This is a genomic window from Pseudomonas ogarae (assembly GCF_014268695.2).
In the GTDB taxonomy this organism is placed as follows: Bacteria; Pseudomonadota; Gammaproteobacteria; order Pseudomonadales; family Pseudomonadaceae; genus Aquipseudomonas; species Aquipseudomonas kilonensis.
This window is the reverse complement of the sequence record NZ_CP077086.1, coordinates 5,756,334-5,780,245: the sequence shown is the minus strand read 5'-3', so window position 1 is coordinate 5,780,245 and position 23,912 is coordinate 5,756,334. Positions and strand designations below refer to the sequence as shown.

The following is a 23,912-nucleotide window of genomic DNA, read 5'->3' as shown; positions in this document are numbered from 1 at the left end:
GGCGGCAAACATGAAACCCGTGGCAAGGGAGCAAGCTCCCTCGCCACAGGGGGTAAGCGTGAGTTTCAAAACCGTGGCTCAATCCAGCCCAAGCTTCTTCAACCGATACCGCATCGACCGAAACGACAACTTCAACCGTTGCGCCGCCGCCGTGCGATTCCAGCGGGTTTCCTCCAATGCCTGGAGGATGAGCTTGCGCTCGACGTCTTCCAGGTAATCCTCCAGGTTGTCGACCTGCATCAAATCGGGATTGCCTGCCTCAGTAGTACTATTGCCCTCGGCCAAGCGCAGGTCATCCGCTTCGATCTGTTGCTGTTCGCAAAGGGTGTAGGCACGTTCGAGCATGTTCTCCAGCTCCCGCACATTGCCCGGGAAGCGGTAATTCTTGAGAGCGTCCAACGCCTGGGGATGCAATCTGACCGGTGGGCTGCCGGTGTTGGCCGCCAGACGCTGGAGCATATGGTTGGCCAGCAGCTCGATGTCTTCACGGCGTTCGCGCAACGGTGGGACGCGCAGTTCGATGACGTTCAGCCGGTAATACAAATCCTGGCGAAAGCGCCCGGCGGCGACTTCGCCGTCCAGGTCCTTGTGAGTCGCACAGAGGATGCGTACGTCCACCACTTCTTCCTGCTGGCCGCCAACAGCGCGTACGGCTTTTTCCTGGATTGCTCGCAGCAGCTTGACCTGCATCGCCAAGGGCAGGTCGGCCACTTCATCGAGGAACAAGGTCCCGCCATGGGCGGCCTGGAACAGCCCGGGCTTGTCCTCGATGGCGCCGCTGAAGCTGCCTTTTCGATGGCCGAAAAACTCGCTTTCCATCAGCTCCGTGGGAATCGCCCCACAGTTGACCGGCACAAAGCCCAGGTTGGCACGGGGACCTTGTTCGTGGATCAGCCGGGCGACCAGTTCCTTGCCGCAGCCCGATTCGCCGCTGATGTACACCGGTGCCTGGCTGCGGGCGAGTTTTTCGATCTGCTTGCGCACGCTGAGCATCGGCGGCGAGTTGCCCAGCAGGCTGCGCTCGAGGGTGGTGCCCGGCGTGGCGACCGGCGGCAGGCGCAGGGCACTGGTGACCAGCTCCCGCAGCCGACCCAGGTCGACCGGCTTGGTCAGGAAGTCGAAGGCGCCGGCCTTGAGGGCGTCGATGGCGGTTTCCAGGCTGCCATAGGCGGTGATCATCGCCACGGGCAGTTGGGGGTAACGTTGCTGGATGTGCTGCACCAGTTCCAGGCCGGTGCCATCGGGCAGGCGCATGTCGGTCAGGCACAGGTCGAAGGCATCCCCGGCCAGCAGGGCCTGGGCCTCGGCAAGGTTCTTGGCGCTGCGGGTGTCGAGTTTCATCCGGCCCAGGGTGATGTCCAGGAGTTCGCGGATGTCCGGCTCGTCATCGACGATCAGGATTCGTTGCCGTGAGCGATTATTCAAATCTGTTTCCGTCCGTGAGCAAAGGTGATGCGAAAGCAGCCGCCGCCTTGGCGTGGTTTGAAGTCTAGGCGGGCCTGGTTGCTTTCGCACAGCTCACGGGACAGATAGAGCCCAAGGCCGGTGCCCTGGCTGCTGGTGGTAAAGAAAGGTTCGAACAAATGCGCCTGCTGCTCGGGCGTGACACCGGGGCCGTTGTCGATGATGTCCAGCGTGGACAGCTGGCTGTGGGGGTCGATGAACAGTTTCAGCCAGGCCTCGGCCTGTTCGTGGGCCATGGCGCTGTGGCGCCAGGCGTTGCGCAGCAGGTTGTCGAGTACCTGGGTCAACTGGTCGGGGTCCATCAGCGTGATGTAGTCCCCTGGGTCGATGCTCAGGTGCAAGTGCTGGTGCTCGGCCATGCTTTCGCGGGCCTGGCGGACGAACTGGTCGAGCCAGGTCCGCAGATCGAGGCGTTGGGGGGTGGTTTGCTGGCGGCGAGACAGCTGCAGGACATTTTCAATGACGCGATTCATTCGTTGGGAGTGATCTTGAATAATCTGCGTCAGACGCCGATCCGCGTCGTTCAGTTCCTCGGATTCGCGCAGTAATTGCGCTGCGTGGCTGATGGCGCCCAGGGGGTTGCGGATTTCATGGGCGATGCCGGCGGTCAGGCGCCCGAGGGAAGCGAGCTTGAGCTGTTGAGCGTGCTGGGCAACCTGGGCCAGGTCTTCGAGGAAAACCAGGATCTGATGCTGGTCGTTGTGGCCCAGGGCAATGAAACTCGGTTGCAGTGTCAGGCCCGTGCCGCTGATGGTCAGGCTTTGCGCGCGCAGGCTGGGGTTGTTCAGCCACAGTTGCAGGCGCTCGACCAAGGCCGTGGAGCAGTCGTCGATCTGCTGGCCGACCAGGTCGTGCATGCCCAGCAGGTTCAAGGCGCTTTCGTTGGCCAATTGCACGCGCCGTTCGCGGTCGAGCACCAGGATGCCGGTGCGCATGCGTTGCAGGATCAGTGCGTTGAGCGCTTCGAGGCCGATCACTTCGCTGGCGCGCTGCTCGGCCAGGGTTTCGCTGGCTTCCAGTCGTCGGGTCAGGCCTTGCACCAGCAGCGCGGCGGCAAAACACAGCGCCCCCAGGGTGCCGGCCTGTAAATAACTGCTGGGACGGTTCGAGTCGCTCAGGCCGAGGAAAAAGCTCGAACCGACGATGCCGAGGGTGGCGACCGCAGCGATCAACAGGCCGATCCGGCCTCGCAGCAGCGTATTGCCGATGGCCACCGAGACGATGAGCAGGTTGCCGATGGCACTGGGCACGCCGCCCGCGGCGAAGAACAGCCACGAGAGCAGCAGCACGTCAGTCAGTGCCAGGCCAAACAGCCGGGCAGGGCGGCGGGTGTTTTCAAGGAACACCACCAGCAGGATATTCAGCACCAGGTACAGCCAACTGCCACTGCGCAGCAGGTCGTCGTTGGCGAATTCCAGCAGACGGTTGTCCATGTTGCTGGAGATCAGCAGCACCAGGGTGATGCCGATGCTCAGGCGGTACAGGTGATAAAGACGCAGCAGGCGCTGCGCCTGTTTTTCGCGCGGGCTTGAGGCCTCAGCGCTCACGAGTGCCCGGGCCTTGCTCGAGGTGAGCCTGGCTGCAATACCATTGTTGTTCGAGAGCCAGCGCCCGGTCGCGGGGCAGGTGTACGCCGCAATGAGCGCAACGAACCATGGGCGGTGCGTCCTGCTCGCGGGGAGCGTGCGACGCGGAGGAGGTGCTCTTGAACTTGCGCCAGAACCATACCGCGGCGGCAATCAGGGCGATCCAGAACAGTAAACGAAGCATGATGGGCGGCTTTTTGGCTAGAGATCAGGCAGTTTAGCCAAGGACAGGAACGGCGCACAGCGCAATAAAACCCAGGCACAAAAAAGGGAGACCGTCGGGTCTCCCTTTTTTGCGGGCCTTAGCCTCAGTCGAACAGACCTAAGGTCATGTAGCTGAACCAGGAGCGGTCGCTGGACTCGCTCTCAGGCTCTTCTTCCTCGATCACGTCGCCATTCTCGTCCTTGGGCTTGAGTTCGTTCGGGATGGCTTCCTTGGCATCCTGGAACTGGCGCTGTACGTCCTGGTTGGCGCGGGTTTCGCCCGGCGGCAGCGGTGGACGGGACTCGATCAGGCCCAGGGTCGCCTTGCTCAGCCACGAACGGTTGTCCGCTTCGGCGACCCGTGGGGTGAACTGGCCATCGACCAGGGATGGGTGATCCGGGTAGTTCAGCTTGAGGGTTTCCAGGCTGGTGGCCGCCAGATCGTCCAGGTGCAGGCGCTGGTAGGCTTCGGTCATCACGGCCAGGCCATCACCCACCGAAGGGGTTTCCTGGAAGTTTTCCACAACATAGCGACCACGGTTGGCGGCGGCGACGTAGGCCTGACGGGTCAGGTAGTAGTCGGCCACGTGGATTTCGTAGGACGCCAGCAGGTTGCGCAGGTAGATCATGCGCTGCTTGGCGTCCGGCGAGTAGCGGCTGTTGGGGAAGCGGCTGGTCAGCTGGGCGAACTCATTGTAGGAGTCGCGCGCGGCGCCCGGGTCACGCTTGGTCATGTCCAGCGGCAGGAAGCGCGCCAGCAGGCCGACGTCCTGGTCGAAGGAGGTCAGGCCCTTGAGGTAATAGGCGTAATCGACATTCGGGTGCTGCGGGTGCAGGCGAATGAAGCGCTCGGCGGCGGATTTGGCAGCTTCCGGCTCGGCGTTCTTATAGTTGGCGTAGATCAGCTCCAATTGGGCCTGATCGGCGTAGCGACCGAACGGATACCGCGACTCCAGCGCCTTCAGCTTGGCGGTGGCGCTGGTATAGCTGTTGTTATCCAGGTCGTTCTGCGCCTGTTGGTACAGTTCGACTTCGCTCAGGTTTTCGTCTACGACTTCCTTCGACGAGCAAGCAGCAGTCAATGCGAGGATGGCGATCAGCAGCAGGTGTTTCACTTGCATGGCGGCTTGCGTCCCTATGACGGCCGCTGTCTTGGGCGGGGCCGTCCTGTTATGATGAGCGCCCCGTTGAAAGCCTCGGGGCAAAAGACGCCGTATTTAACCACAAGCGCGCAGCCGAAACCAAAGGCTGTGCCGACGCCCAGTCCGAGCATGTCCGATAAAATAGAACTTCGCGCAGAGGTGCCGTCCGAATTGGGCGGCCAACGCCTCGATCAAGTCGCCGCACAACTCTTTGCCGAGCACTCTCGCTCGCGCCTTTCCGCCTGGATCAAGGACGGCCGCCTGACTGTGGATGGGGCGGTGATTCGTCCGCGCGACATCGTCCACGGCGGTGCCATTCTTGAACTGACTGCCGAACAGGAGGCCCAGGGAGAATGGGTCGCCCAGGACATCGCCCTGGACATCGTCTATGAAGACGATGACATCCTGGTGATCAACAAGCCTGCGGGCCTGGTGGTGCACCCGGCCGCTGGCCATGCTGATGGCACCTTGCTCAATGCCTTGCTGCACCACGTACCGGACATTATCAATGTGCCCCGTGCCGGCATCGTCCATCGCCTGGACAAGGACACCACCGGTCTGATGGTGGTGGCCAAGACCATCCAGGCGCAGACACAGCTGGTCACACAGCTGCAAAGCCGCAGCGTCAGCCGCATCTATGAATGCATCGTGATCGGGGTCGTCACCGCCGGTGGCAAGATCAATGCCCCCATCGGTCGTCACGGCCAGCAGCGCCAGCGCATGGCGGTGATGGAGGGCGGCAAGCAGGCGGTCAGCCATTACCGCGTGCTCGAGCGTTTCCGGTCCCACACCCATGTGCGGGTCAAGCTGGAAACCGGTCGGACCCACCAGATCCGTGTACACATGGCCCACATCAACTTCCCGTTGGTGGGCGACCCGGCCTACGGCGGTCGTTTCCGCATTCCGCCGGCTGCCAGCCAGACCATGGTCGAATCGCTGAAGAATTTCCCGCGCCAGGCGCTGCATGCACGTTTCCTGGAGCTGGATCATCCGACGACCGGCAAGCGCATGAGCTGGGAATCGCCGTTGCCGGATGACTTCGTCTGGTTGCTGACGTTGCTCAAGCAGGACCGCGAGGCGTTCATCGGATGAGTGGCTGGCTGACACCCGACTGGCCCGCGCCGGCCCGGGTCAAGGCCTGCGTCACGACCCGTGCGGGCGGCGTCAGCCTGGCGCCGTTCGACAGCCTCAACCTGGGCGATCATGTGGGCGACGATCCTGCGGCCGTCGCCGAAAACCGTCGTCGCCTCACCGATCAATTCGCCATCACCCCGGCCTGGCTACAGCAGGTCCACGGTATTGCCGTGGTCGAGGCTGATCCGGCCCAGGTGGCGACCGCCGATGCCAGTTGGACCGACACACCGGGCATCGCCTGCACGGCGATGACGGCGGACTGCCTGCCCGTACTGTTCTGCAATCGTGCCGGCACCCGCGTCGCGGCGGCCCATGCCGGTTGGCGCGGGCTGGCGAACGGCGTTCTGGAAGCCACCCTCGACAGCCTTGCCGTGCCCGCGGATGAAATCCTCGCCTGGCTTGGCCCGGCCATCGGCCCGCAAGCGTTTGAAGTCGGGCCGGAAGTGCGTGAAGCCTTCGTCGCGCAACTGCCCCAGGCGGCACAAGCCTTTGCCGCGAGCCCCAACGCCGGCAAGTTCCTGGCCGATATCTACGCGTTGGCACGGCTGCGCCTGGCCGCACGCGGTGTCATGGCCGTCTACGGTGGCGGTCTCTGCACCGTGACCGACCCTCGTTTCTTTTCCTACCGCCGCAACCCGCGCACCGGTCGCTTCGCTTCGCTGATCTGGATCGAACGCTAGACTTCTCTGATCTGTATCAAGGGCGCCCGGCTTGAATCTTCCAGAATCGACCACATCTATAACGGTATCTGGCAGGTTTCTTCATTCAGGATGTTTCCACGGTCCGGCCTGCTCATTAGGAAGGTGACCCATGCGTATTGATCGTTTAACCAGCAAATTACAGTTGGCCCTGTCCGATGCCCAGTCCCTGGCCGTCGGCCTGGACCACCCCGGTATTGAACCGGCGCATTTGATGCAGGCCATGCTCGAACAGCAGGGCGGCTCCATTAAGCCCCTGCTGATGCAGGTCGGCTTTGACGTCAACAGCCTGCGCAAAGAACTGGCCAAGGAGCTCGACCAGTTACCCAAGATCCAGAATCCCACCGGTGACGTGAACATGTCCCAGGACCTGGCGCGGCTGCTCAACCAGGCCGACCGTCTGGCTCAGCAGAAGGGCGACCAGTTCATTTCCAGCGAGCTGGTGCTGCTCGCCGCCATGGACGAGAACAGCAAGCTCGGCAAATTGTTGCTCGGCCAGGGCGTGAGCAAGAAAGCCCTGGAAAATGCCATCAACAACCTGCGTGGCGGCGAAGCGGTCAACGACGCCAACCACGAAGAGTCGCGCCAGGCGCTGGATAAATACACCGTCGACCTGACCAAGCGCGCCGAGGAAGGCAAGCTCGACCCGGTGATCGGTCGCGACGATGAAATCCGCCGCACGATCCAGGTGCTGCAACGCCGCACCAAGAACAACCCGGTATTGATCGGTGAACCTGGCGTGGGTAAAACCGCCATCGCCGAGGGCCTGGCCCAGCGCATCATCAACGGCGAAGTGCCGGACGGCCTCAGGGGTAAACGCCTGTTGTCCCTGGACATGGGCGCCTTGATCGCCGGTGCCAAATACCGTGGCGAGTTCGAAGAGCGGCTCAAGGCGTTGCTCAATGAGCTGTCCAAGCAGGAAGGGCAGATCATCCTGTTCATCGACGAACTGCATACCATGGTCGGTGCGGGCAAGGGCGAAGGCTCGATGGACGCCGGCAACATGCTCAAGCCTGCGTTGGCCCGTGGCGAGTTGCACTGCGTCGGCGCGACCACGCTCAACGAGTACCGCCAATATATAGAGAAGGATGCAGCCCTCGAGCGGCGCTTCCAGAAAGTGCTGGTGGAGGAGCCAAGCGAGGAAGACACCATCGCGATCCTGCGCGGCCTTAAAGAACGCTACGAAGTTCACCACAAGGTGGCGATCACCGATGGCGCGATTATCGCGGCGGCCAAGCTCAGCCACCGCTACATCACCGACCGCCAGTTGCCGGACAAGGCCATCGACCTGATCGACGAGGCGGCCAGCCGCATTCGCATGGAGATCGACTCCAAGCCTGAAGTACTGGATCGCTTGGAGCGGCGCCTGATTCAACTCAAGGTCGAGTCCCAGGCCCTGAAGAAAGAAAGCGACGAAGCGGCGAAGAAGCGTCTGGAAAGGTTGCAGGAAGAAATCGTTCGTCACGAGCGTGAGTATTCCGACCTCGAGGAAATCTGGAACTCGGAGAAAGCCGAAGTCCAGGGTTCTGCGCAGATCCAGCAGAAGATCGAACAGTCCCGTCAGGAACTGGAAGCAGCCCGTCGTAAAGGCGACCTCAACCGCATGGCCGAGCTGCAGTACGGGGTGATCCCGGACCTGGAGCGCAGCCTGCAAATGGTCGACCAGCATGGCAAGAGCGAAAACCAGTTGCTGCGCAGCAAGGTCACGGAGGAAGAGATTGCCGAAGTGGTCTCCAAGTGGACTGGCATTCCGGTCTCGAAAATGCTCGAAGGCGAGCGCGACAAGCTGCTGAAGATGGAAAGTCTGCTGCACCAGCGTGTGATCGGTCAGGAAGAGGCAGTGGTGGCGGTGTCCAACGCCGTGCGTCGTTCCCGTGCCGGACTGTCGGACCCGAACCGGCCGAGCGGCTCGTTCATGTTCCTCGGCCCGACCGGTGTCGGTAAAACCGAGCTGTGCAAGGCGCTGGCCGAGTTCCTCTTCGACACCGAAGAGGCCATGGTGCGCATCGACATGTCCGAGTTCATGGAGAAACATTCCGTGGCACGGCTCATCGGTGCGCCACCAGGTTATGTCGGTTATGAAGAGGGCGGTTACCTCACCGAGGCCGTGCGTCGCAAGCCGTACTCGGTGATCCTGCTCGATGAAGTCGAGAAGGCGCACCCGGATGTGTTCAACATCCTGCTGCAAGTGCTGGAGGATGGTCGCCTGACGGATAGCCACGGGCGCACAGTGGACTTCCGCAACACGGTGATCGTGATGACCTCCAACCTGGGCTCGACGCAGATCCAGGAACTGGTGGGCGACCGCGAGGCGCAGCGCGCGGCGGTGATGGACGCGATCTCTACGCACTTCCGGCCGGAGTTCATCAACCGGGTCGACGAAGTGGTGATCTTCGAGCCGTTGGCCCGTGATCAGATTGCCGGCATTACCGAGATCCAGTTGGGTCGCCTGCGCAGTCGCCTCACCGAACGTGAGCTGAAACTGCAGTTGAGCGACGAGGCGTTGGATAAGCTGATTGCGGTGGGTTACGACCCGGTCTATGGCGCGCGGCCGCTGAAGCGGGCGATCCAGCGCTGGATCGAAAACCCGCTGGCGCAGTTGATCCTGTCGGGTCGGTTCATGCCGGGCGAAACCGTGACCGGTACGGTGGAGAACGACGAAATCGTCTTCAACTGAAAGGCCCGCACTGCCTGCAATTGAGATGGCCTCGCTTTGCGAGGCCATTTTTTTCATCAGGCCGTTGAACTCAAAGGAAAAGGCTTGTAAAGTGCGCCCCGCAGTCAGTCACCCCAAGGGTTACTTCTCGCTGAGAAGGAATCCAAAATAAGTTGCAAATCATTGTCTTGAAAGCAATTTAAGGGGTTGACAGAGGTTTTGAAGATTGTAGAATAGCGCGCCTCAGACACACGAACGCAGCGATGCGTAAGGGTAGAAGAGGTTGAAGCTAGCTTCAACGTTGTAGCTTCAAAATTGCAGTAACTTGAAATATCAGTTCCGTGATAGCTCAGTCGGTAGAGCAAATGACTGTTAATCATTGGGTCCCAGGTTCGAGTCCTGGTCACGGAGCCATTTCAATCGGGGTATAGCGCAGTCCGGTAGCGCGCCTGCTTTGGGAGCAGGATGTCAGGAGTTCGAATCCCCTTACCCCGACCATCTTTGGGTCGTTAGCTCAGTTGGTAGAGCAGTTGGCTTTTAACCAATTGGTCGTAGGTTCGAATCCCACACGACCCACCATTTTTGAAACCAGTTCGCTGGAATCGAATCTTAAGATCAGAGGCCAAAAGCCCTGATCGAGGAAGGCGACTTGTAAAGGTCGCCTTTTTTTTACCGGGGTATAGCGCAGTCCGGTAGCGCGCCTGCTTTGGGAGCAGGATGTCAGGAGTTCGAATCCCCTTACCCCGACCATATTAAAAATCCTCGTATCGAAAGATACGGGGATTTTTTTTGCCTGCGATAAAGTGGGTGGGACTTAAGACATCGTACAACCTGCCGATAACCCGCCGACAGGGGCCTGGCCCCACTTCAGGCCAACAATAAAAAAAGGCATTCCCTATGGTTCTTCGTCAGCTGAATATTGCCCCTCGTGCCGCGTTGGGTTTTGCCTTGATCGCCGTGCTGGTGGCGTTGCTCGGGGTGTTTGCGCTGGGACAGATGTCGAGTATTCGTGACAGTGAAGTCGCGGTGGAAACCCAATGGCTGCCGAGCATTCGCGGCGGTGATGAGATCCGCGAGTGGATGCTGCGGATCCGCACCATTTCCCTGCGCATGGCCCTGGACCAGGACCCGAAGAACATTGCGGTGTATCGCGGGCAGATGGACACGCGCGACAAGGAGTTGAGCGAAAAAATCGCGGCCTACGAAAAACTCGTCGTGACGCCTGAAGGCAAGGCCCTCTATGACCAGTTCAAGCAAACCTTCGCCGCTTACCGTACGGGTATCGCCCAATCCTTCACCCTGGCCGAACAAGGGCGTCGGGACGAATTGATCAAGCTGCTGCTGGTGGACATGAAGACCGTGGTGGACGGTTCCGGCAAACAGCTCAACGACTTGGCGGAGCTGTTTTCCAAGCAGGTGTCCATCGAGAGCCAGAAGTCCCAGGAGCACTACGCCAATTCCCGCATGATCGTCAGCCTGTTCGTTGTGCTCGCCGCGCTGGCCACGGTGGCCCTGGCCATGCTGCTCACGCGCAGTATCGTCAAGCCCTTGGGTGAGGCGCTCAATGCTGCGGAGAACGTCGCCCGGGGTGACCTGACCCGGCCCATCGAGACCCATGGCAACGACGAAGTGAGCCGCTTGCTCAAGGCGTTGGCGGCCATGCAGCAGAATCTGCGTGAGACGTTGCAGGGCATCAGCGGTTCGGCTGCGCAACTGGCCACCGCAGCCGATGAGCTGAACGCCGTTACGCTCGACAGCACCCACAGCCTGCAACAGCAGAACAACGAAATTGAACAGGCCGCCACGGCCGTCACCGAAATGACCACTGCCGTGGAGGAGGTTGCGCGCAATGCGGTCTCCACCTCCGATGCCACGCGTCAGTCCAGTGAGTCGGCGTCCCTTGGGCAGCAGCGGGTCAGCGATACGGTCGACGCCATCGGCGCCCTCGCCAGCGATGTGCAAGTGACCGGTGGCCTGGTGCAATCCCTGGCCAACCAATCGCAGGATATCGGCAAAGTGCTGGACGTGATCCGCGCCATCGCCGAGCAGACCAACCTGCTGGCCCTTAACGCGGCTATCGAAGCGGCCCGGGCGGGTGAGAGCGGACGTGGGTTTGCGGTGGTGGCCGATGAAGTGCGGGCGCTGGCTTATCGCACGCAGCAATCGACCCAGGAAATCGAGCAAATGGTCCAGGGCATGCGCAGCGGTGCCACCCAGGCACTCGACTCCATGCAGGCCAGCTCCAGTCGCGCCGCCAGTACCCTGGCCATGGCGGAGCGGGCAGGGGACGCGTTGCAGACCATCACGGCGTCGGTCAATGAAATCCACGAACGTAACCTGGTGATCGCCAGCGCCGCCGAAGAACAGGCACAAGTGGCCCGCGAGGTGGATCGCAATCTGGTGAACATTCGTGATCTGTCGGTGCGCTCGGCCTCCGGCGCGGACCAGACCAGCGCGTCCAGCCATGAGTTGTCGCAACTGGCGAATTCGTTGCGCACGATGGTGCAGCGGTTTCAGGTTTGATTGAGGATTAAGTACTGGCTGTACCGACCTCATCGCGAGCAAGCTCGCTCCCACAGGATGACCGCGATCAACTGTGGGAGCGAGCTTGCTCGCGATGACGGTGGATCATTCAATGTCAGTGCTGCTGACTCAGTGCAGCTTCAGCCGAGGCTCGGTCCCACGCCCGATCTTGCTGCCCAGCATCAGCATGGCCGTGCGGAACATGCCGTACAGCGCCATCTGGTGCATGCGATACAACGACACATAGAACATCCGCGCCAGCCAGCCTTCGAGCATCACGCTGCCGGTCAGGTTGCCCATCAGGTTGCCCACCGCCGAGAACCGCGACAGCGAGATCAGCGAGCCGTAGTCGGTGTATTTGTATTCTGGCAGGGCCTTGCCTTCTATCCGCAGCTTCAAGGACTTGGCCAGCAGCGAGGCTTGCTGGTGCGCGGCCTGGGCGCGGGGCGGGACGTTGCGATCGCTGCCGGGTTGCGGGCAGGCGGCGCAATCGCCGAAGGCGAAGATGTTCTCGTCGCGGGTGGTCTGTAGCGTCGGCAGCACCTGCAACTGGTTGATCCGGTTGGTCTCCAGTCCGTCGATGTCCTTGAGGTAGTCCGGGGCGCGAATCCCGGCGGCCCAGACTTTCAGGCTCGCGTCGATCACTTTGCCGTCCGCGGTAATGAGGCTGTCGGCGGTCACTTGGCTGACGGCGGCGTTGGTCATGACGTTGACGCCGAGTTTTTCCAGGGTCTTGTGCACCGGCCCGCCGATACGCTCCGGCAGGGCTGGCAAGACCCGGGGGCCCGCCTCGATCAGGGTGATGTGCATGTTCTCCGGTTTGATCCGGTCCAGGCCGTAGGCGTGCAGTTCGTGGGCGGCATTGTGCAGCTCGGCGGCCAGTTCGACCCCGGTCGCACCGGCTCCGACGATGGCGACGCTGATGCGCTCGACGATATCAGTCTGCCCGGCGTGGGCGCGCAGATAGTGGTGCAGCAACTGCTGATGGAAGCGCTCGGCCTGTTTGCGGGTGTCGAGGAACAGGCAATGCTGCGCTGCGCCTTCGGTGCCGAAGTCATTGGTGGTGCTGCCGACGGCAATCACCAGGGTGTCGTAGCCCAGTTCCCGGGCCGGCAACAGCTCGACGCCGGCCTCGTCATAGGTGGCGGCCAGTTGGATTCTCTTGCGCTCGCGATCCAGGCCGCTCATGCGCCCCAGCTGGAACTCGAAGTGGTTCCATTTTGCCTGGGCGACATAGTTGAGTTCGTCTTCGGAGGAGTTCAGGGAACCGGCAGCCACTTCGTGCAGCAGCGGTTTCCAGATGTGGGTCAGGTTCGCGTCGACCAGCATCACACTGGCCGTGCCACGCTTGCCCAGAGTCTTACCCAGACGGGTAGCCAACTCCAGACCGCCGGCGCCGCCGCCAACGATGACAATACGATGAGTCATGGGGATATCTCGCAAGGCTAAAGGAAATCAGTGCCGTTACCTGCGCGAGCATCAAGCGGCTCATAGCGTCAGGTAACTGATCAGTCGGCTCAACAGGCCCAGGCCGATGGTCACGGCCAGTACCACCACCAGGAGCATCCATGGCCGGAAAGGCCGGCGCTCGACTCGGTGCTGGGACAGTTGCAGGTACTCTTCGACATGCTTCTGGTCATCTGGGTTCAGGCGACTGGTCATAAAGGCCTCGTCAGGTAGACGTTGCGGAATGTGAAGACGTTACAGCGTCCGGCTAGCCGGCATTGAAAGCAGCGTAGCCGCTCGCCGGAACGGGTTCGACGATCAGGCTGTCGTCCAGGCGAATGATTCCACTTTTTAACACCCGGGCGGTGATTCCGCCATGGCCGCGTACGGCCTGGAATGTACCTTCGCCGAGGTTTCGCTCCAATCGAGCACACGGCTGGCACCAGCCGGTGGTTTCAAAAATGGCTTGTCCAATGCGAAAGCGCCGGCCCTTGAGGCTGAACAAATTGATGCCGCTGACCACAATATTGCGTCGCAGCTCCTGTGGCAGCACGGGCCGGTCCTCGGGACGGCCCATCAGCGAGCCGATCACGGCCAGGTGTTCCCATTGGATCAGCGTTACTTGCCGTGCATTGCGCGCACCGGGGCGGGCATGATCGCCGGTCAGCCCAGCCTCCAGGCGGGCCTCCACGGCGTCCAGTTCGATCATGGGCGCATGACCCTGGGGGCGCACGCCGATCCAGCGTACGCGGCCATGCTGGGGCACAGCGGCAATCAGTTCCTGCAGTGGGCTCACAGGCTGATCCCGACATCGAAAACAATGCTGCGACCCAGGTTGCTTCGCAGGAAGTCCGGCGCGTCAGGGTGGGCGAACAGCACCCGGGCGAACGTCGGCCCTACCAGTGACAGTGAGCGCCAGCCCTGGCGCAGGTATTCGGTCGGCGGCGGGAAGTGACTGTTGAGGTCCAGCACTTCGCGCTTGAGGCTGGCGAAGGCGATGATGTCCAGGTCGCCCAGGTCCATGCCGCGTTCGGTGTAGTTATGGGCTTTCTTGCGCAAGGTCGGGGCCAGCCGCATCAGGAACTCATTGGCCGGGATCCGCCGCGGCTTGGCCTCGCGACGCACCAGTTGGCTCAGGGAAAAGGCGCTGCGACGGCGTTGCAGTTCATCGCGCCATTCGTCATTGAGGCGTCGACCTTCGTCGAGCACGAAAAACACCTCGAAATTGGCATCGCGAAACAACACGTCCGGCGGCTCGCCGGCCGGCGCGAACTCGTCGGCGCGGTAAGGCACGTTCAGCCCCTGCAGCAGGCGCTGGCAGACCCAACGCTCACGCTCCCATTTGCGGGCATTGGAGAGAAAGGCGTTGGCTTGCTCGGCCGCGATGGTCAGCAGGCGTAAGTAATCGGAGTCATCCATGAGCCCAAGCTTAGCGTTCAAATGTGATCAAAAAAAATAAAGCTGCTGTAATGGGAGCAAATTTCCGCCCGGGCCGGGTAATGCTGTTCACTTAGAGCCTAAAGCAAGGGGTCGAGCCTCTATGCCTCTGCACCACCGCTATCGCGAGCTTGCTCGCGAAGACGTCGGCACATCCAACTCACCGTAAACTGAACCACCGCTATCGCGAGCAAGCTCGCTCCCACAGGAGAAACGCGGTCCGACCCAGAACCAGGTCGGCTACCAGGCCGCCTCGCGGTGGACGTTGATCTCGGCGCCCCGTTAACCACGCTGGCTGAACGAAGGTATTGCGCAGTGGGCAACCCGGCATGGATGCCGGGTTAGCCGCGCTGGGCCATGGATGGCCCTTCGCGGCGGCCCACGGAGCAATGCCGGAGTGAGGGCACACCGAGCCTAGGCGAGGTGCCGAGTGGTGGGGCAGAAGCGTTTTGCTTACTTTTGCGCTTCTCAAAAGTGAGCCGCTGTAAGAGCGGAACCATAAGCAGCCGTTACCGCGAAAACGGATATACACACCACCCCTGAAACAGATCGAGGAATGGAAGGCCCAATCTCCGATAACCGCTCCAGTGAACAGCATTACCCCCAGGCAGGTCCCAGCAGGCCATCCTGTTCAGCCTGACACGCCAACCAAGCGCAAAACAGATCCAGTTTCTTGCTCTGCTGCGCGCTGCGCTTAGCGACATAGACGTAGCGGCTCGGGCGAAACCCGAACGGCGCCACCAGACGACCCAGGCGAATGTCGTCAGCCACCAAGTGCCACGGGGCGACACAAATCCCCAGCCCGGCAATCGCCGCCTCCAACGTAAAGTAATAGTGCTCGTATTCCAGCCCGGCGGGCGCAGTGACCTGGTGCCCAATCGCATCCCCCCAGTTTGCCCAGGCATCCGGACGGGTTTTGGTATGCAGGAGGGGATGGCGGAAAATCGAGCCCAAGTCGGTTAATTGAATTCGCGCGGACAAGGTGGGCGACAACACAACGCCCAATCGTTCAGGAAACAGCCGGACCGTGTTTTTTTGTTCGCCCACGATGCCCTGTTCAGCCGTGATCATCACGTCATAGCGATCCCGGCCCGGATCGGTCCCGTGAACCGGTGAGCTCAGGCGAATCTTGATCTCTGGGTAAGTCGTATTGAAGTCGAAAAGACGCGGTATCAGCCACTTGACCGTAAAGGTGCTGAAGCAGGACACGTCCAAGGTGCCTGTCGCCGTGTCTCGGACCCTGCTCACCGCAGCCTCGATCTGATCCAGTGCGGCGGTCAGCTCCGGCAGCAGTTCTCTACCGGCAACGGTGAGCTGAGGTTTGTTTTTTGGGCCTTCGAACAGGTCCACGCCAAGGCTCAGCTCCAGCTGGCGTACCTGGCGACTCACAGCGCCAGGTGTGACAGACAGCTCCTCGGCGGCCGCGATCATTTTGCCCAGTCGGGCAGCGGCCTCGAAGGTATGCAGTGCATTCAATGGGGGGAGGCGACGTTTCATAAAGTGACTTTAGCTCAATTACATCGACCGTATAAATCGATATCAGGTATCGGGCGGATTTTGCAGAATTCCCCTGTTCCTGCAGTGCCTGCCGACAGTTCCGGGTCGCCAGGATTGAGGGGCATTCCCTATCAAATTGAGAGCAGCTCACATGCCATTCGTTCGTACCGCCGTCATCAAGGGCACCAGCCAGCAGCAACGTCAGCGCATCGTCGATGGCATACACCAAGCGCTGGTCGAGAGCATTGGTATGCCCGAGGATGAATTGTTCAACCTGGTCACGGACTATGATCCTGAACAGTTTTTCTACAGCCGCACGTTTAACGGTGTGGCTCGTTCAGACCATTTGATCGTGATTGAGATTACGATGCGCAGGGGCCGCAGTGATGCGATGAAGCGCGAGCTCTACAAAAAAATCGCGGACAATCTCGGAGTTCAAGCCCAGGTTCGTCCGCAAGACGTTTTCATCTTCATGCACGAGAATGACTATTCGGATTGGTCGGTAGGCTTTGGCAAGTTTGCAATGGCCTTGGTACAACAACCAGGAAGTGTCGCTACTTAAGTAGCGCGCGGACGGCGTTCAAGTTCTCGCAGGAGTAGCCCATGATCGGTGCCGAACTGCTTTCACCGCAGACCCTGGCGGCCGGTTGGCTGATGTATGTGCCGGTGTTGGTCTGGGCCGTGGTGCGGGCGCCGTGGGTCGAGCTGTTCACCGACAGCCGTCGCCAGCACCTGTTGTTCGGCACAGTGCTGGCGTTGTTCATGCTGTGGCTGGTGCGACGGGATTTCGATACCGGCGTTTCGTATCACTTCATCGGCATGACTGCCGTGACGCTGTTGCTGGACTGGCCGTTGGCGATCCTCGGTGGCCTGTGCGCGCAGCTCGCGCTGGTGCTGCTGGGCCGTCAGGACATGGCCGCGGTCGGGGTCAACGGTGCGCTGCTGATCCTGTTGCCGGTGTTGGTCACCGAGTGTTGCGCGATCCTGGTGGAGCGCGCCCAGCCGCGCAATCTGTTCGTGTATATCTTCTGCTCGGGGTTTCTCGCCGCCGCGCTTTCGGCGTTGGCGTGCCTGCTGCTGGGACTTGGCCTGCTGTGGTACGACGGTATATTCGCCATGCCTTACTGGCTGGAAGACTTTGTCGGCTACCTCTGGCTGATCATCTTCCCCGAGGCCTTCATCAACGGCATGGTGATCAGTGCGTTGGTGGTGTTCAGTCCCGAATGGCTGGAGACCTTCAACCGCACGCGCTACCTGTCGGCCCCGTGGAACGATGATGACAAGCCTTGATTCACGTCAAGGCTGCACCACCACACGCCCTTCATGCTTTGGAAAATTTCCAGGAGCACAACCATGAGTGTTTATGAGTGGGCGAGACAAGAGATCAGGCGTAGTCACGATGCCGCGATGGAGATCGGTTTTGACCCGGGCTTGAGCCTGCGTGCCTTGCTCAGTGCGATCGTGCAACAGAGCAAGACAGTGCGCAGCCCTGAAGACCTGGCCGATGAGTTGAGTTTCCTGGCGGAAAACCTCGACGATGAACAGGACTACGGTTTCATGCGGCCTTAGTGGCGAGGCTCGAAGTCTTCGCTGAACAGCTCGTCCTCGGCGTCGGGGCTGACCGGAATCTTGTGTTCTTCCGACGCCCAGGCGCCGAGGTCGATCAGTTTGCAGCGATCAGAACAGAACGGCCGGAATGTGCTCTCCGGGCTCCATTCCACAGGGGCGCCACAGGTTGGACAATCAACGGTTGGGGTTTGGCTCATGATTGGCCTCCACGCAAAGTAAGGTAAAAGTGATGCAGGCGCTCGACCTCGCTGTGCAGCCAGGCGAGGTCGCGATCATTGACCACCACGTCGTCGGCACGGCTCAGTCGATCCTGGCGGCTGGACTGGGCCTTGAGAATCGCCTGGACCTGCTGTTCGCTGGTCTGGTCGCGCTGCAACGTACGTTCGATCTGCAGTTGTTCCGGCGCATCGATCACCAGGATCCGCTGGGTCATGGTGTACTGCCCGGACTCGATCAGCAGTGGCGATACCAGAATCGCGTAGGACGATTTTGCCTGGGCCAGATGATGGGTGATTTCCTCAGCGATCAGGGGATGCAGCAGCGCCTCGAGCCAGCGACGTTCATCGGCATTCTCGAAGATCAGCTTGCGCAGCGCCGCCCGGTCCAGGGCGCCGTTGGCCTGCAATACACCGGGGCCGAAGTGCTCGGCGATTTTCGCCAGCGCCGGGCGCCCGGGCTCGACCACCCAGCGCGCCGCATGATCGGCGTCGATGACGTGCACGCCCAGGTCGATGAAATGCTGGGCCGCTGCGCTCTTGCCGCTGCCGATGCCACCGGTCAGGCCGAGAATCCAGGGTTTTTTCACTGAGGTATTCATTAAAAACCGACAGACTGCCAATAGAAGTCGGTTATTTGACCACCCCAGAGCAAGGCAATCCAGCCGGCAATGGCCAGATAAGGTCCAAAAGGGATCTGCGTCGACCCGGGAGCATCACGCAAGCGCAGCACGATGACCCCGATAACGGCGCCCACCAGCGACGACAGCAGCAGCGTCAGCGGCAGGATCTGCCAGCCACCCCAGGCGCCGAGCATCGCCAGCAGCTTGAAATCCCCGTAGCCCATGCCTTCCTTGCCGGTGATCAGCTTGAATACCCAGAACACCGACCACAGCGCCAGATAGCCGGCCACCGCGCCCCACATCGCCTGGTTCAAGGGCACGAAGAGCCCGAAGCTGTTGATGATCAAGCCCAGCCACAACAACGGCAGCACCAGGGTATCGGGCAGCAATTGATGCTCGGCGTCGATCAGGCTCATGCCCAGCAGACCCCAGGTCAACACCATCACCATCGCGGCGTGCCAGCCAAAGCCGAAATGCCAGGCGACGAACGCCGATAACGCACCGCAGGTCAATTCGGTCAGGGGGTAGCGCCTGCCAATGGGCGCGGCGCAGCTCGAACAGCGGCCGCGCAGCATCAGGTAGCTGAGCAGCGGAATGTTTTCCCAGGCGCGGATGCGATGGCCGCAGTGCGGGCACTGGGAGTGGGGCAGCATCAGGTTGTAGACCGGGCCCGGGGTTTCGGCCGGCAGGCCCAGCAGGTCGTGGGCTTGCAGGCGCCATTCGCGATTGAGCATTTTCGGCAGGCGCCACACCAGCACGTTGAGGAAGCTGCCGATGATCAGGCCGAGCAATGCCGCAACGAGCACGAAGGCCAGGGGATACAGCACGAAGAATTCGCTCAGGGGCATGTCAGATCGCAGAGCCGAGTTGAAAGATGGGCAGGTACATGGCAACCACCAGGCCACCGACGACGACCCCCAGGACCACCATGATGAAGGGTTCCATCAGGCTGGTGAGGTTGTCCACCAGATTGTCCACCTCGGCCTCATAAAAGCTCGCCACTTTGTCGAGCATGTCGTCCAGCGCGCCGGACTCCTCGCCGATGGCGGTCATCTGGATCGCCAGGTTCGGAAAGATCCCTGAGGCACGCATGGAAAAATTCAACTGCATGCCGGTCGAGACATCCTGGCGGATGCGCTGCACGGCACGCTTGAACACCACGTTGCCGGTGGCGCCCGATACCGAGTCGAGGGCTTCGACCAGCGGCACGCCAGCGGCGAATGTCGTCGAGAGCGTGCGGGCATAGCGAGCCACCGCAGACTTGTACATCAAGGTACCTATCAAGGGGAGCTTGAGCAGCCATTTGTCTCGCCAGTCACGAAACGCCTGGGAACGCTTGAGGGCATATTTCACCCCGAAAAAAGCCCCCGCCAAGCCGCCAAGCAGCATCCACCACCACTCCTGCATGAATTCCGACAGGCCGATGACCATCACCGTGAAGGCCGGCAGTTGCGCACCGAACCCGGAGAATACCGATTCGAACTGCGGCACCACCTTGACCAGCAGGATGCCGGTGACCACCGCTGCGACTAGTATCACCGCCGTCGGGTAGGTCATGGCTTTCTTGATCTTGGCCTTGAGGGCTTCGCTCTTTTCCTTGTAGGTCGCGACCCGGTCCAGCAGCGTGTCCAGGGCGCCAGCCTGCTCACCGGCGTCCACCAGATTGCAGTACAGCTCGTCGAAATATTGCGGGCACTTGCGCAGCGAGGCGGCGAAGCTGTTGCCAGCGGCAACTTCCTGCTTCACCTGGTCCACCAGCTTGCGCATGTTGGCGTTGTCGAAGCCTTCGCCGATGATGTCGAACGCTTGCAGCAGGGGTACACCAGCCTTGAGCATCGTGGCCATCTGGCGGGTGAAGAGGGCGATATCCAGCGGCTTGATGCGCTTGCCCTTGCTGAATATCGAGGTGGATTTCTTGCGCACCTTCTGCGGGTTGATGCCTTGTTTGCGCAGCTGTGCCTTGACCAGGGCCGGGCTCTGCCCCGTCAGCTCGCCGGTCATTTTCGCGCCTTTGCGGTCTTTGCCTTCCCACGTATAGACGTCGGTTTTTACTGCCTTGACCGCCATGCTCAATCCTTGGTGACCCGGTTGATTTCTTCGAGGCTGGTGACGCCCTGCATCACTTTGAGCAGCCCCGATGCGCGCAGGTCATTGAAGCCGTCCTTGCGCATCTGCAGATCGATTTCCAGCGAGTTGCCCTCGGCCATGATCAACCGTTGCAGCTCGGGCGTGTTCTTGACCACTTCGTAAACCCCCACGCGCCCTTTGTAACCCTGGTTGCACTGTTCGCAACCGACCGGCTCATAGATCGTGAATGTGCCGATGCGTTCCCGGCTGAAACCTTCCTTGAGCAGGGTTTCTTCGGGAATCTCGATGGCTCTCTTGCAGTGGTTGCACAGCTTGCGCGCCAGCCGTTGGGCAATGATCAGGTGCACGGCGGTGGCGATGTTGAACCCCGGAATGCCCATGTTTTGCAGGCGGATCAGGGTTTCGGCGGCGCTGTTGGTATGCAGTGTGGAGAGCACCAGGTGCCCGGTCTGGGCGGCCTTGATGGCGATTTCGGCGGTTTCCAGGTCGCGGATCTCGCCGACCATGATCACGTCCGGGTCCTGGCGCAGGAACGAGCGCAGGGCCTGGGCGAAATCCAGCCCCTGGCGCGGGTTCACATTGACCTGGTTGATGCCTTCCATGTTGATCTCCACCGGGTCTTCGGCGGTGGAAATGTTGATGTCCACGGTGTTGAGGATATTCAGCCCGGTGTACAGCGACACGGTCTTGCCCGAGCCGGTTGGGCCGGTCACCAGGATCAGCCCTTGCGGTTGCTTGAGGGCGGCCATGTACAGGTCTTTCTGGTCCGGTTCGTAGCCCAGGGCATCGATGCCCATTTGCGCGCTGGACGGGTCGAGGATCCGGATCACCACTTTTTCGCCCCAGAGCGTGGGCAGGGTGTTGACCCGGAAATCGATGGACTTGGTTTTCGACAGGCGCATTTTCAGGCGCCCGTCCTGGGGTTTGCGCCGCTCGGAGATATCCAGGCTGGCCATGACTTTCAGGCGTGCGGCGATACGGTTGGCCAGTTGGATCGGCGGCCTGGCCACTTCTCGCAGCATGCCGTCGGTGCGCACCCGCACCCGATAGATCTTTTCATAGGGCTCGAAGTGCAAGTCGGAAGAGCCACCCTTGATTGCGTCCAGCAGCATCTTGTTGACGAAGCGCACCACGGGCGCGTCGTCGGTATCCTGGCCGGCGATGGAGTCCTGCCTGGTGTCGTCGATCGATTCGATGTCCAGGCCGTCGAGGTCGACATCGCCCATGCCTTCCAGGCCGGTGCTGCTGGACTCGAAAAACTTTTCGATGGCGTCGCTGAGCTTGTCGTCCTCCACCAGGATGGCTTCGGTAGTCAGGCCGGTGCTGAACTGGATATCGTTGATGGCCTGGTGATTGGTGGGGTCGGAGATGCCTACGTACAATTTGTTGCCACGCCGCCACAGCGGCAGGGCGTGGTGCTGGCGCACCAGTTTTTCGCTGACCAGGCCGGTGGGTTGGGTTTCTTTGTCCAGGCTGTTGAGGTCCAGCAGGGCGACGCCGAAATGCTCCGAGGCGATCTCCGCGACCTGGCGGCTCTGGACCAGTTTGTTCTGCACCAGATAACTGACCAGGGGAATGCGACTGCGTTGGGCCTGTTGATACGCCTGTTGCGCACTTTGCTCGGTGAGCAGTTCGGCCAGCACCAATTGCTTGGTCAGGCCGCTGAGGGCGATGTCAGTCATGGGAATCCCGGCGGCGAACAATTCATGACTTATAGCCTAGTCAAGCCTCGACGCCAAACCAGCAGGGCAGGGTGACAAAAAACGTCAGATAGTGCGGTTGTTGAGGTAGGACGTCGCCGTTGTGCGGGTTCAATCCCCTTTATTGATGAGGCTTGAGGGTTGGCATGTGCCCTGCAATGGCCGTTTCAGGTCATGAGATTTCGACTCATGCATGGGAGATGTCTATGAATAAGCAGAGTGGCTTTACCTTGATCGAGCTGCTGATCGTCGTGGCGATCATCGGCATCCTGGCGACCTTTGCGTTGCCGCAGTATTCCAAGTACCAGGCGCGGGCCAAGGCCACGGCGGGGTTGGCAGAAGTGTCTGCCTTGAAAGTGCCGTTTGAGGACGTCATGAATCAAGGTACCGATCCATCGTTGGCCAACATCGGTGGGACAACGCCCACCAGCAATTGCACGTTGGATGCTTCAGGTTCTGCTTCGGCTGGAACAGGTACCATCGCATGTACCTTGTTGAATGCGCCCGCTCCGGTTCTTGGCAAGACGATCACTCTTACCCGTTCTGCTGAAGGTGTTTGGAGTTGCGGTTCGACGGCTGCTCAGGAGTTTTTGCCGGCCGGCTGCACCGGTGGCGCTGCGGCTCCTGCCGGAGGTTAATGAATTCGAACTTAACTTGTCCTGGGCTGCTTAGCGGCCCTTTTTATGGATGTTGGGTAGTCAGGCGGGAACAATCTCAGGCCTTACAGAAATCCTTCGCAATTCATAAGCTTAGAAATAGGCCAAAACCCGCAAGTTGCATGTCCAGAATCAGCGCTTCATGCATTTTGCATGATCACGGAAATCACCGTTTCGCTTAACTTGCTGATTTATAAGAAATTAGTAAATGTTTAAAAGCTGGCACAGCCTTCGCACTACTCCTGATAACCCTGCCGGGATGCACCTCCGGCAGTTTTTGAGAAAAACAGGAGTTACTCGTATGAAGAAGTTCGCTATCACTGCCGCCGCTGCTACCGCTCTGACCCTGACCATGGCTAGCGCATTCGCCGAGACCACTCAAGCAACTCAGGCGCCAATGATGCTGGCTGCGGGCGAAGTGACAGAGGCCAAGGAAGACGTTTCCGATACCTGGATCACCACCAAGGTCAAAGCTGATCTGGTCACTGAAAAAGGCATTCCAGGCACAGATATCAAAGTCGAAACCAATAAAGGTGTTGTGTCCCTGTCTTCGATGACCAAAGTCACTGATGCACAAAAAGACACCGCTGTGGCGATCGCCAAGAAAATCAAAGGCGTCAAGGCCGTATCGGCTGACGGCCTGAAAGCCGAGTAAGGCTAAGACTTCTCGCCTGGACTGGGAGAAGGCGCGGCAAGCGGGCCAGGATATACGTTTTCCGTCGCTTTGGAGTTCATGCGAAAGGCCACATGGACGTGGCCATTACAGGCCCCCGGCATTCGTGCCGGGGGCCTGTTCTATTCCAGTGGAAAAAAGTATGTGGGGCAGCCGGGGGGACCGAGTTGCCCTTTTCGCGAGCAGGCTCGCTCCCACATTTAAAATGCATTCTGCCTGAAGAAACCCGGCCCCCTGTGGGAGCGAGCCTGCTCGCGATGGCGGTGATATTTTCAACATCATGCCAACTGAGTGCAGAGACCTATCAGCTCACGGCCCCCGCTTGCTGGTGATCTGCACCAGCCGATTCCCCTCGAAGCGCAGGTACTGATACATGCCGCTGTTGGGGCCGTAGGTCCATTCCTCCACCGGGTATTCCTCCCGGCGATTGACACTGCGCTTGTAGCCCAGGTCATCCCGCGCCGCTGGCTGCCCGCACTTTTGCAACACTTCGCTCGAGCGGTCGCCGACGCTGATCAACTGGCTGCCGCAACGCAGCGTGTCGGCAGCCGGGGCCTGGCCGGCGGCTAGCAATAGACAGAGCCCGAACCAGGGTTTCATC

General features: G+C 60.6%; 24 protein-coding genes and 4 tRNA genes. 13 read left to right on the top strand and 15 right to left on the bottom strand.

Annotated elements, in window-relative coordinates:
• Nucleotides 1-78: 78 nt before the first annotated feature.
• The 4 genes from HU749_RS25530 to HU749_RS25515 form a co-directional block, all read right to left on the bottom strand.
• Nucleotides 79-1,425: a sigma-54-dependent transcriptional regulator gene (locus HU749_RS25530; RefSeq protein ID WP_186652560.1), complete on the bottom strand. Its 1,347-nt coding sequence runs from the start codon at nucleotides 1,423-1,425 to the stop codon at nucleotides 79-81.
• A complete protein-coding gene (locus HU749_RS25525) occupies nucleotides 1,422-3,011 on the bottom strand; it encodes a two-component system sensor histidine kinase NtrB (protein WP_095963042.1) in 1,590 nt (529 codons plus the stop codon). Before HU749_RS25525 ends, HU749_RS25530 begins: the two co-directional genes overlap by 4 nt.
• Nucleotides 3,001-3,234, bottom strand: coding sequence for a PP0621 family protein (locus tag HU749_RS25520; protein ID WP_186652559.1), 234 nt, complete (start codon nucleotides 3,232-3,234; stop codon nucleotides 3,001-3,003). The genes HU749_RS25525 and HU749_RS25520 overlap by 11 nt, the downstream gene beginning before the upstream one ends.
• 124 nt (nucleotides 3,235-3,358) lie before the next feature.
• On the bottom strand, nucleotides 3,359-4,375 hold the full coding sequence (locus tag HU749_RS25515) for an outer membrane protein assembly factor BamD (RefSeq protein WP_186652558.1): 1,017 nt from the start codon (nucleotides 4,373-4,375) through the stop codon (nucleotides 3,359-3,361).
• Nucleotides 4,376-4,525: 150 nt separating this feature from the next.
• Here HU749_RS25515 and rluD point away from each other — a divergent pair, with 150 nt between their 5' ends.
• The 8 genes from rluD (at nucleotide 4,526) to HU749_RS25475 (ending at nucleotide 11,407) form a co-directional block, all read left to right on the top strand.
• Nucleotides 4,526-5,488, top strand: a complete 963-nt coding sequence (gene rluD / locus HU749_RS25510) for a 23S rRNA pseudouridine(1911/1915/1917) synthase RluD (protein WP_003205696.1) — start codon at nucleotides 4,526-4,528, stop codon at nucleotides 5,486-5,488.
• On the top strand, nucleotides 5,485-6,210 hold the full coding sequence (gene pgeF / locus HU749_RS25505; RefSeq protein WP_186652557.1) for a peptidoglycan editing factor PgeF: 726 nt from the start codon (nucleotides 5,485-5,487) through the stop codon (nucleotides 6,208-6,210). The genes rluD and pgeF overlap by 4 nt, the downstream gene beginning before the upstream one ends.
• Nucleotides 6,211-6,340: 130 nt before the next feature.
• Nucleotides 6,341-8,905 (top strand): ATP-dependent chaperone ClpB, encoded by a 2,565-nt coding sequence (gene clpB / locus HU749_RS25500; RefSeq protein ID WP_003205692.1) that lies wholly within the window; start codon nucleotides 6,341-6,343, stop codon nucleotides 8,903-8,905.
• Nucleotides 8,906-9,222: 317 nt separating this feature from the next.
• A tRNA-Asn gene (locus HU749_RS25495) sits at nucleotides 9,223-9,298 on the top strand.
• Nucleotides 9,299-9,305: 7 nt separating this feature from the next.
• A tRNA-Pro gene (locus HU749_RS25490) sits at nucleotides 9,306-9,382 on the top strand.
• A gap of 5 nt (nucleotides 9,383-9,387) precedes the next feature.
• A tRNA-Lys gene (locus HU749_RS25485) sits at nucleotides 9,388-9,463 on the top strand.
• Between the two features lie 94 nt (nucleotides 9,464-9,557).
• Nucleotides 9,558-9,634 (top strand) — tRNA-Pro (locus HU749_RS25480).
• Nucleotides 9,635-9,781: 147 nt separating this feature from the next.
• On the top strand, nucleotides 9,782-11,407 hold the full coding sequence (locus tag HU749_RS25475) for a methyl-accepting chemotaxis protein (protein WP_014340261.1): 1,626 nt from the start codon (nucleotides 9,782-9,784) through the stop codon (nucleotides 11,405-11,407).
• A gap of 129 nt (nucleotides 11,408-11,536) precedes the next feature.
• On the opposite strand, the gene HU749_RS25470 is transcribed toward HU749_RS25475, so the two are convergent.
• From HU749_RS25470 to HU749_RS25450, 5 genes are all read right to left on the bottom strand, one after another.
• Nucleotides 11,537-12,835 carry an NAD(P)/FAD-dependent oxidoreductase gene (locus HU749_RS25470; RefSeq protein WP_079302675.1) on the bottom strand — a complete coding sequence of 433 codons (1,299 nt, stop codon included), beginning with the start codon at nucleotides 12,833-12,835 and terminating at the stop codon, nucleotides 11,537-11,539.
• A 60-nt stretch (nucleotides 12,836-12,895) separates the two neighbouring features.
• Nucleotides 12,896-13,069 (bottom strand): DUF3094 domain-containing protein, encoded by a 174-nt coding sequence (locus tag HU749_RS25465; protein ID WP_003185543.1) that lies wholly within the window; start codon nucleotides 13,067-13,069, stop codon nucleotides 12,896-12,898.
• Nucleotides 13,070-13,121: 52 nt separating this feature from the next.
• Nucleotides 13,122-13,649: an MOSC domain-containing protein gene (locus HU749_RS25460; RefSeq protein ID WP_014340259.1), complete on the bottom strand. Its 528-nt coding sequence runs from the start codon at nucleotides 13,647-13,649 to the stop codon at nucleotides 13,122-13,124.
• Nucleotides 13,646-14,272 carry a DUF1780 domain-containing protein gene (locus HU749_RS25455; RefSeq protein ID WP_003205682.1) on the bottom strand — a complete coding sequence of 209 codons (627 nt, stop codon included), beginning with the start codon at nucleotides 14,270-14,272 and terminating at the stop codon, nucleotides 13,646-13,648. Before HU749_RS25455 ends, HU749_RS25460 begins: the two co-directional genes overlap by 4 nt.
• Nucleotides 14,273-14,887: 615 nt before the next feature.
• Nucleotides 14,888-15,787, bottom strand: a complete 900-nt coding sequence (locus tag HU749_RS25450) for a LysR substrate-binding domain-containing protein (RefSeq protein WP_186652356.1) — start codon at nucleotides 15,785-15,787, stop codon at nucleotides 14,888-14,890.
• A gap of 151 nt (nucleotides 15,788-15,938) precedes the next feature.
• Between HU749_RS25450 and HU749_RS25445 the strand changes: the two genes are divergently transcribed.
• The 3 genes from HU749_RS25445 to HU749_RS25435 all read left to right on the top strand — a co-directional run bounded on the left by HU749_RS25445 (nucleotide 15,939) and on the right by HU749_RS25435 (nucleotide 17,356).
• On the top strand, nucleotides 15,939-16,349 hold the full coding sequence (locus tag HU749_RS25445) for a tautomerase family protein (RefSeq protein WP_003205679.1): 411 nt from the start codon (nucleotides 15,939-15,941) through the stop codon (nucleotides 16,347-16,349).
• 41 nt (nucleotides 16,350-16,390) lie between these two features.
• On the top strand, nucleotides 16,391-17,077 hold the full coding sequence (locus tag HU749_RS25440; RefSeq protein ID WP_079301773.1) for an energy-coupling factor ABC transporter permease: 687 nt from the start codon (nucleotides 16,391-16,393) through the stop codon (nucleotides 17,075-17,077).
• 63 nt (nucleotides 17,078-17,140) lie between these two features.
• Nucleotides 17,141-17,356 (top strand): hypothetical protein, encoded by a 216-nt coding sequence (locus HU749_RS25435; RefSeq protein WP_013694234.1) that lies wholly within the window; start codon nucleotides 17,141-17,143, stop codon nucleotides 17,354-17,356.
• Here the strand turns inward: HU749_RS25435 and yacG are convergent.
• The 5 genes from yacG to pilB are packed head-to-tail and all read right to left on the bottom strand — an operon-like array spanning nucleotide 17,353 to nucleotide 21,964.
• Nucleotides 17,353-17,553 carry a DNA gyrase inhibitor YacG gene (yacG, locus tag HU749_RS25430; RefSeq protein WP_041476151.1) on the bottom strand — a complete coding sequence of 67 codons (201 nt, stop codon included), beginning with the start codon at nucleotides 17,551-17,553 and terminating at the stop codon, nucleotides 17,353-17,355. The two genes, HU749_RS25435 and yacG, sit on opposite strands and share 4 nt — an antisense overlap.
• Entirely contained in the window at nucleotides 17,550-18,173 is a 624-nt protein-coding gene (gene coaE / locus HU749_RS25425) for a dephospho-CoA kinase (protein ID WP_186652354.1), read from the bottom strand. The genes yacG and coaE overlap by 4 nt, the downstream gene beginning before the upstream one ends.
• A complete protein-coding gene (locus HU749_RS25420; protein ID WP_079301775.1) occupies nucleotides 18,173-19,042 on the bottom strand; it encodes a prepilin peptidase in 870 nt (289 codons plus the stop codon). The genes coaE and HU749_RS25420 overlap by 1 nt, the downstream gene beginning before the upstream one ends.
• A gap of 1 nt (nucleotide 19,043) precedes the next feature.
• Nucleotides 19,044-20,261, bottom strand: coding sequence for a type II secretion system F family protein (locus tag HU749_RS25415; RefSeq protein ID WP_079301776.1), 1,218 nt, complete (start codon nucleotides 20,259-20,261; stop codon nucleotides 19,044-19,046).
• Between the two features lie 2 nt (nucleotides 20,262-20,263).
• On the bottom strand, nucleotides 20,264-21,964 hold the full coding sequence (gene pilB, locus HU749_RS25410; protein WP_046065032.1) for a type IV-A pilus assembly ATPase PilB: 1,701 nt from the start codon (nucleotides 21,962-21,964) through the stop codon (nucleotides 20,264-20,266).
• A gap of 224 nt (nucleotides 21,965-22,188) precedes the next feature.
• On the opposite strand from pilB, the gene HU749_RS25405 reads away from it, so the two are divergent.
• A complete protein-coding gene (locus tag HU749_RS25405; protein ID WP_079301777.1) occupies nucleotides 22,189-22,620 on the top strand; it encodes a pilin in 432 nt (143 codons plus the stop codon).
• A gap of 319 nt (nucleotides 22,621-22,939) precedes the next feature.
• A complete protein-coding gene (locus tag HU749_RS25400; protein WP_003205664.1) occupies nucleotides 22,940-23,293 on the top strand; it encodes a BON domain-containing protein in 354 nt (117 codons plus the stop codon).
• A 327-nt stretch (nucleotides 23,294-23,620) separates the two neighbouring features.
• On the opposite strand, the gene HU749_RS25395 is transcribed toward HU749_RS25400, so the two are convergent.
• On the bottom strand, nucleotides 23,621-23,911 hold the full coding sequence (locus HU749_RS25395; RefSeq protein ID WP_079301778.1) for a DUF2845 domain-containing protein: 291 nt from the start codon (nucleotides 23,909-23,911) through the stop codon (nucleotides 23,621-23,623).
• Nucleotide 23,912: the final 1 nt, after the last annotated feature.

What these genes read in the sequence shown, in the direction of transcription:
- HU749_RS25520 (WP_186652559.1), bottom strand. Translation starts at nt 3,234, where the DNA reads ATGCTTCGTTTACTGTTCTGGATCGCCCTGATTGCCGCCGCGGTATGG.
- HU749_RS25515 (WP_186652558.1), bottom strand. Translation starts at nt 4,375, where the DNA reads ATGCAAGTGAAACACCTGCTGCTGATCGCCATCCTCGCATTGACTGCT.
- rluD (WP_003205696.1), top strand. Translation starts at nt 4,526, where the DNA reads ATGTCCGATAAAATAGAACTTCGCGCAGAGGTGCCGTCCGAATTGGGC.
- pgeF (WP_186652557.1), top strand. Translation starts at nt 5,485, where the DNA reads ATGAGTGGCTGGCTGACACCCGACTGGCCCGCGCCGGCCCGGGTCAAG.
- clpB (WP_003205692.1), top strand. Translation starts at nt 6,341, where the DNA reads ATGCGTATTGATCGTTTAACCAGCAAATTACAGTTGGCCCTGTCCGAT.
- HU749_RS25475 (WP_014340261.1), top strand. Translation starts at nt 9,782, where the DNA reads ATGGTTCTTCGTCAGCTGAATATTGCCCCTCGTGCCGCGTTGGGTTTT.
- HU749_RS25470 (WP_079302675.1), bottom strand. Translation starts at nt 12,835, where the DNA reads ATGACTCATCGTATTGTCATCGTTGGCGGCGGCGCCGGCGGTCTGGAG.
- HU749_RS25465 (WP_003185543.1), bottom strand. Translation starts at nt 13,069, where the DNA reads ATGACCAGTCGCCTGAACCCAGATGACCAGAAGCATGTCGAAGAGTAC.
- HU749_RS25455 (WP_003205682.1), bottom strand. Translation starts at nt 14,272, where the DNA reads ATGGATGACTCCGATTACTTACGCCTGCTGACCATCGCGGCCGAGCAA.
- HU749_RS25450 (WP_186652356.1), bottom strand. Translation starts at nt 15,787, where the DNA reads ATGAAACGTCGCCTCCCCCCATTGAATGCACTGCATACCTTCGAGGCC.
- HU749_RS25445 (WP_003205679.1), top strand. Translation starts at nt 15,939, where the DNA reads ATGCCATTCGTTCGTACCGCCGTCATCAAGGGCACCAGCCAGCAGCAA.
- HU749_RS25440 (WP_079301773.1), top strand. Translation starts at nt 16,391, where the DNA reads ATGATCGGTGCCGAACTGCTTTCACCGCAGACCCTGGCGGCCGGTTGG.
- HU749_RS25435 (WP_013694234.1), top strand. Translation starts at nt 17,141, where the DNA reads ATGAGTGTTTATGAGTGGGCGAGACAAGAGATCAGGCGTAGTCACGAT.
- yacG (WP_041476151.1), bottom strand. Translation starts at nt 17,553, where the DNA reads ATGAGCCAAACCCCAACCGTTGATTGTCCAACCTGTGGCGCCCCTGTG.
- coaE (WP_186652354.1), bottom strand. Translation starts at nt 18,173, where the DNA reads ATGAATACCTCAGTGAAAAAACCCTGGATTCTCGGCCTGACCGGTGGC.
- HU749_RS25420 (WP_079301775.1), bottom strand. Translation starts at nt 19,042, where the DNA reads ATGCCCCTGAGCGAATTCTTCGTGCTGTATCCCCTGGCCTTCGTGCTC.
- HU749_RS25415 (WP_079301776.1), bottom strand. Translation starts at nt 20,261, where the DNA reads ATGGCGGTCAAGGCAGTAAAAACCGACGTCTATACGTGGGAAGGCAAA.
- pilB (WP_046065032.1), bottom strand. Translation starts at nt 21,964, where the DNA reads ATGACTGACATCGCCCTCAGCGGCCTGACCAAGCAATTGGTGCTGGCC.
- HU749_RS25405 (WP_079301777.1), top strand. Translation starts at nt 22,189, where the DNA reads ATGAATAAGCAGAGTGGCTTTACCTTGATCGAGCTGCTGATCGTCGTG.
- HU749_RS25400 (WP_003205664.1), top strand. Translation starts at nt 22,940, where the DNA reads ATGAAGAAGTTCGCTATCACTGCCGCCGCTGCTACCGCTCTGACCCTG.
- HU749_RS25395 (WP_079301778.1), bottom strand. Translation starts at nt 23,911, where the DNA reads ATGAAACCCTGGTTCGGGCTCTGTCTATTGCTAGCCGCCGGCCAGGCC.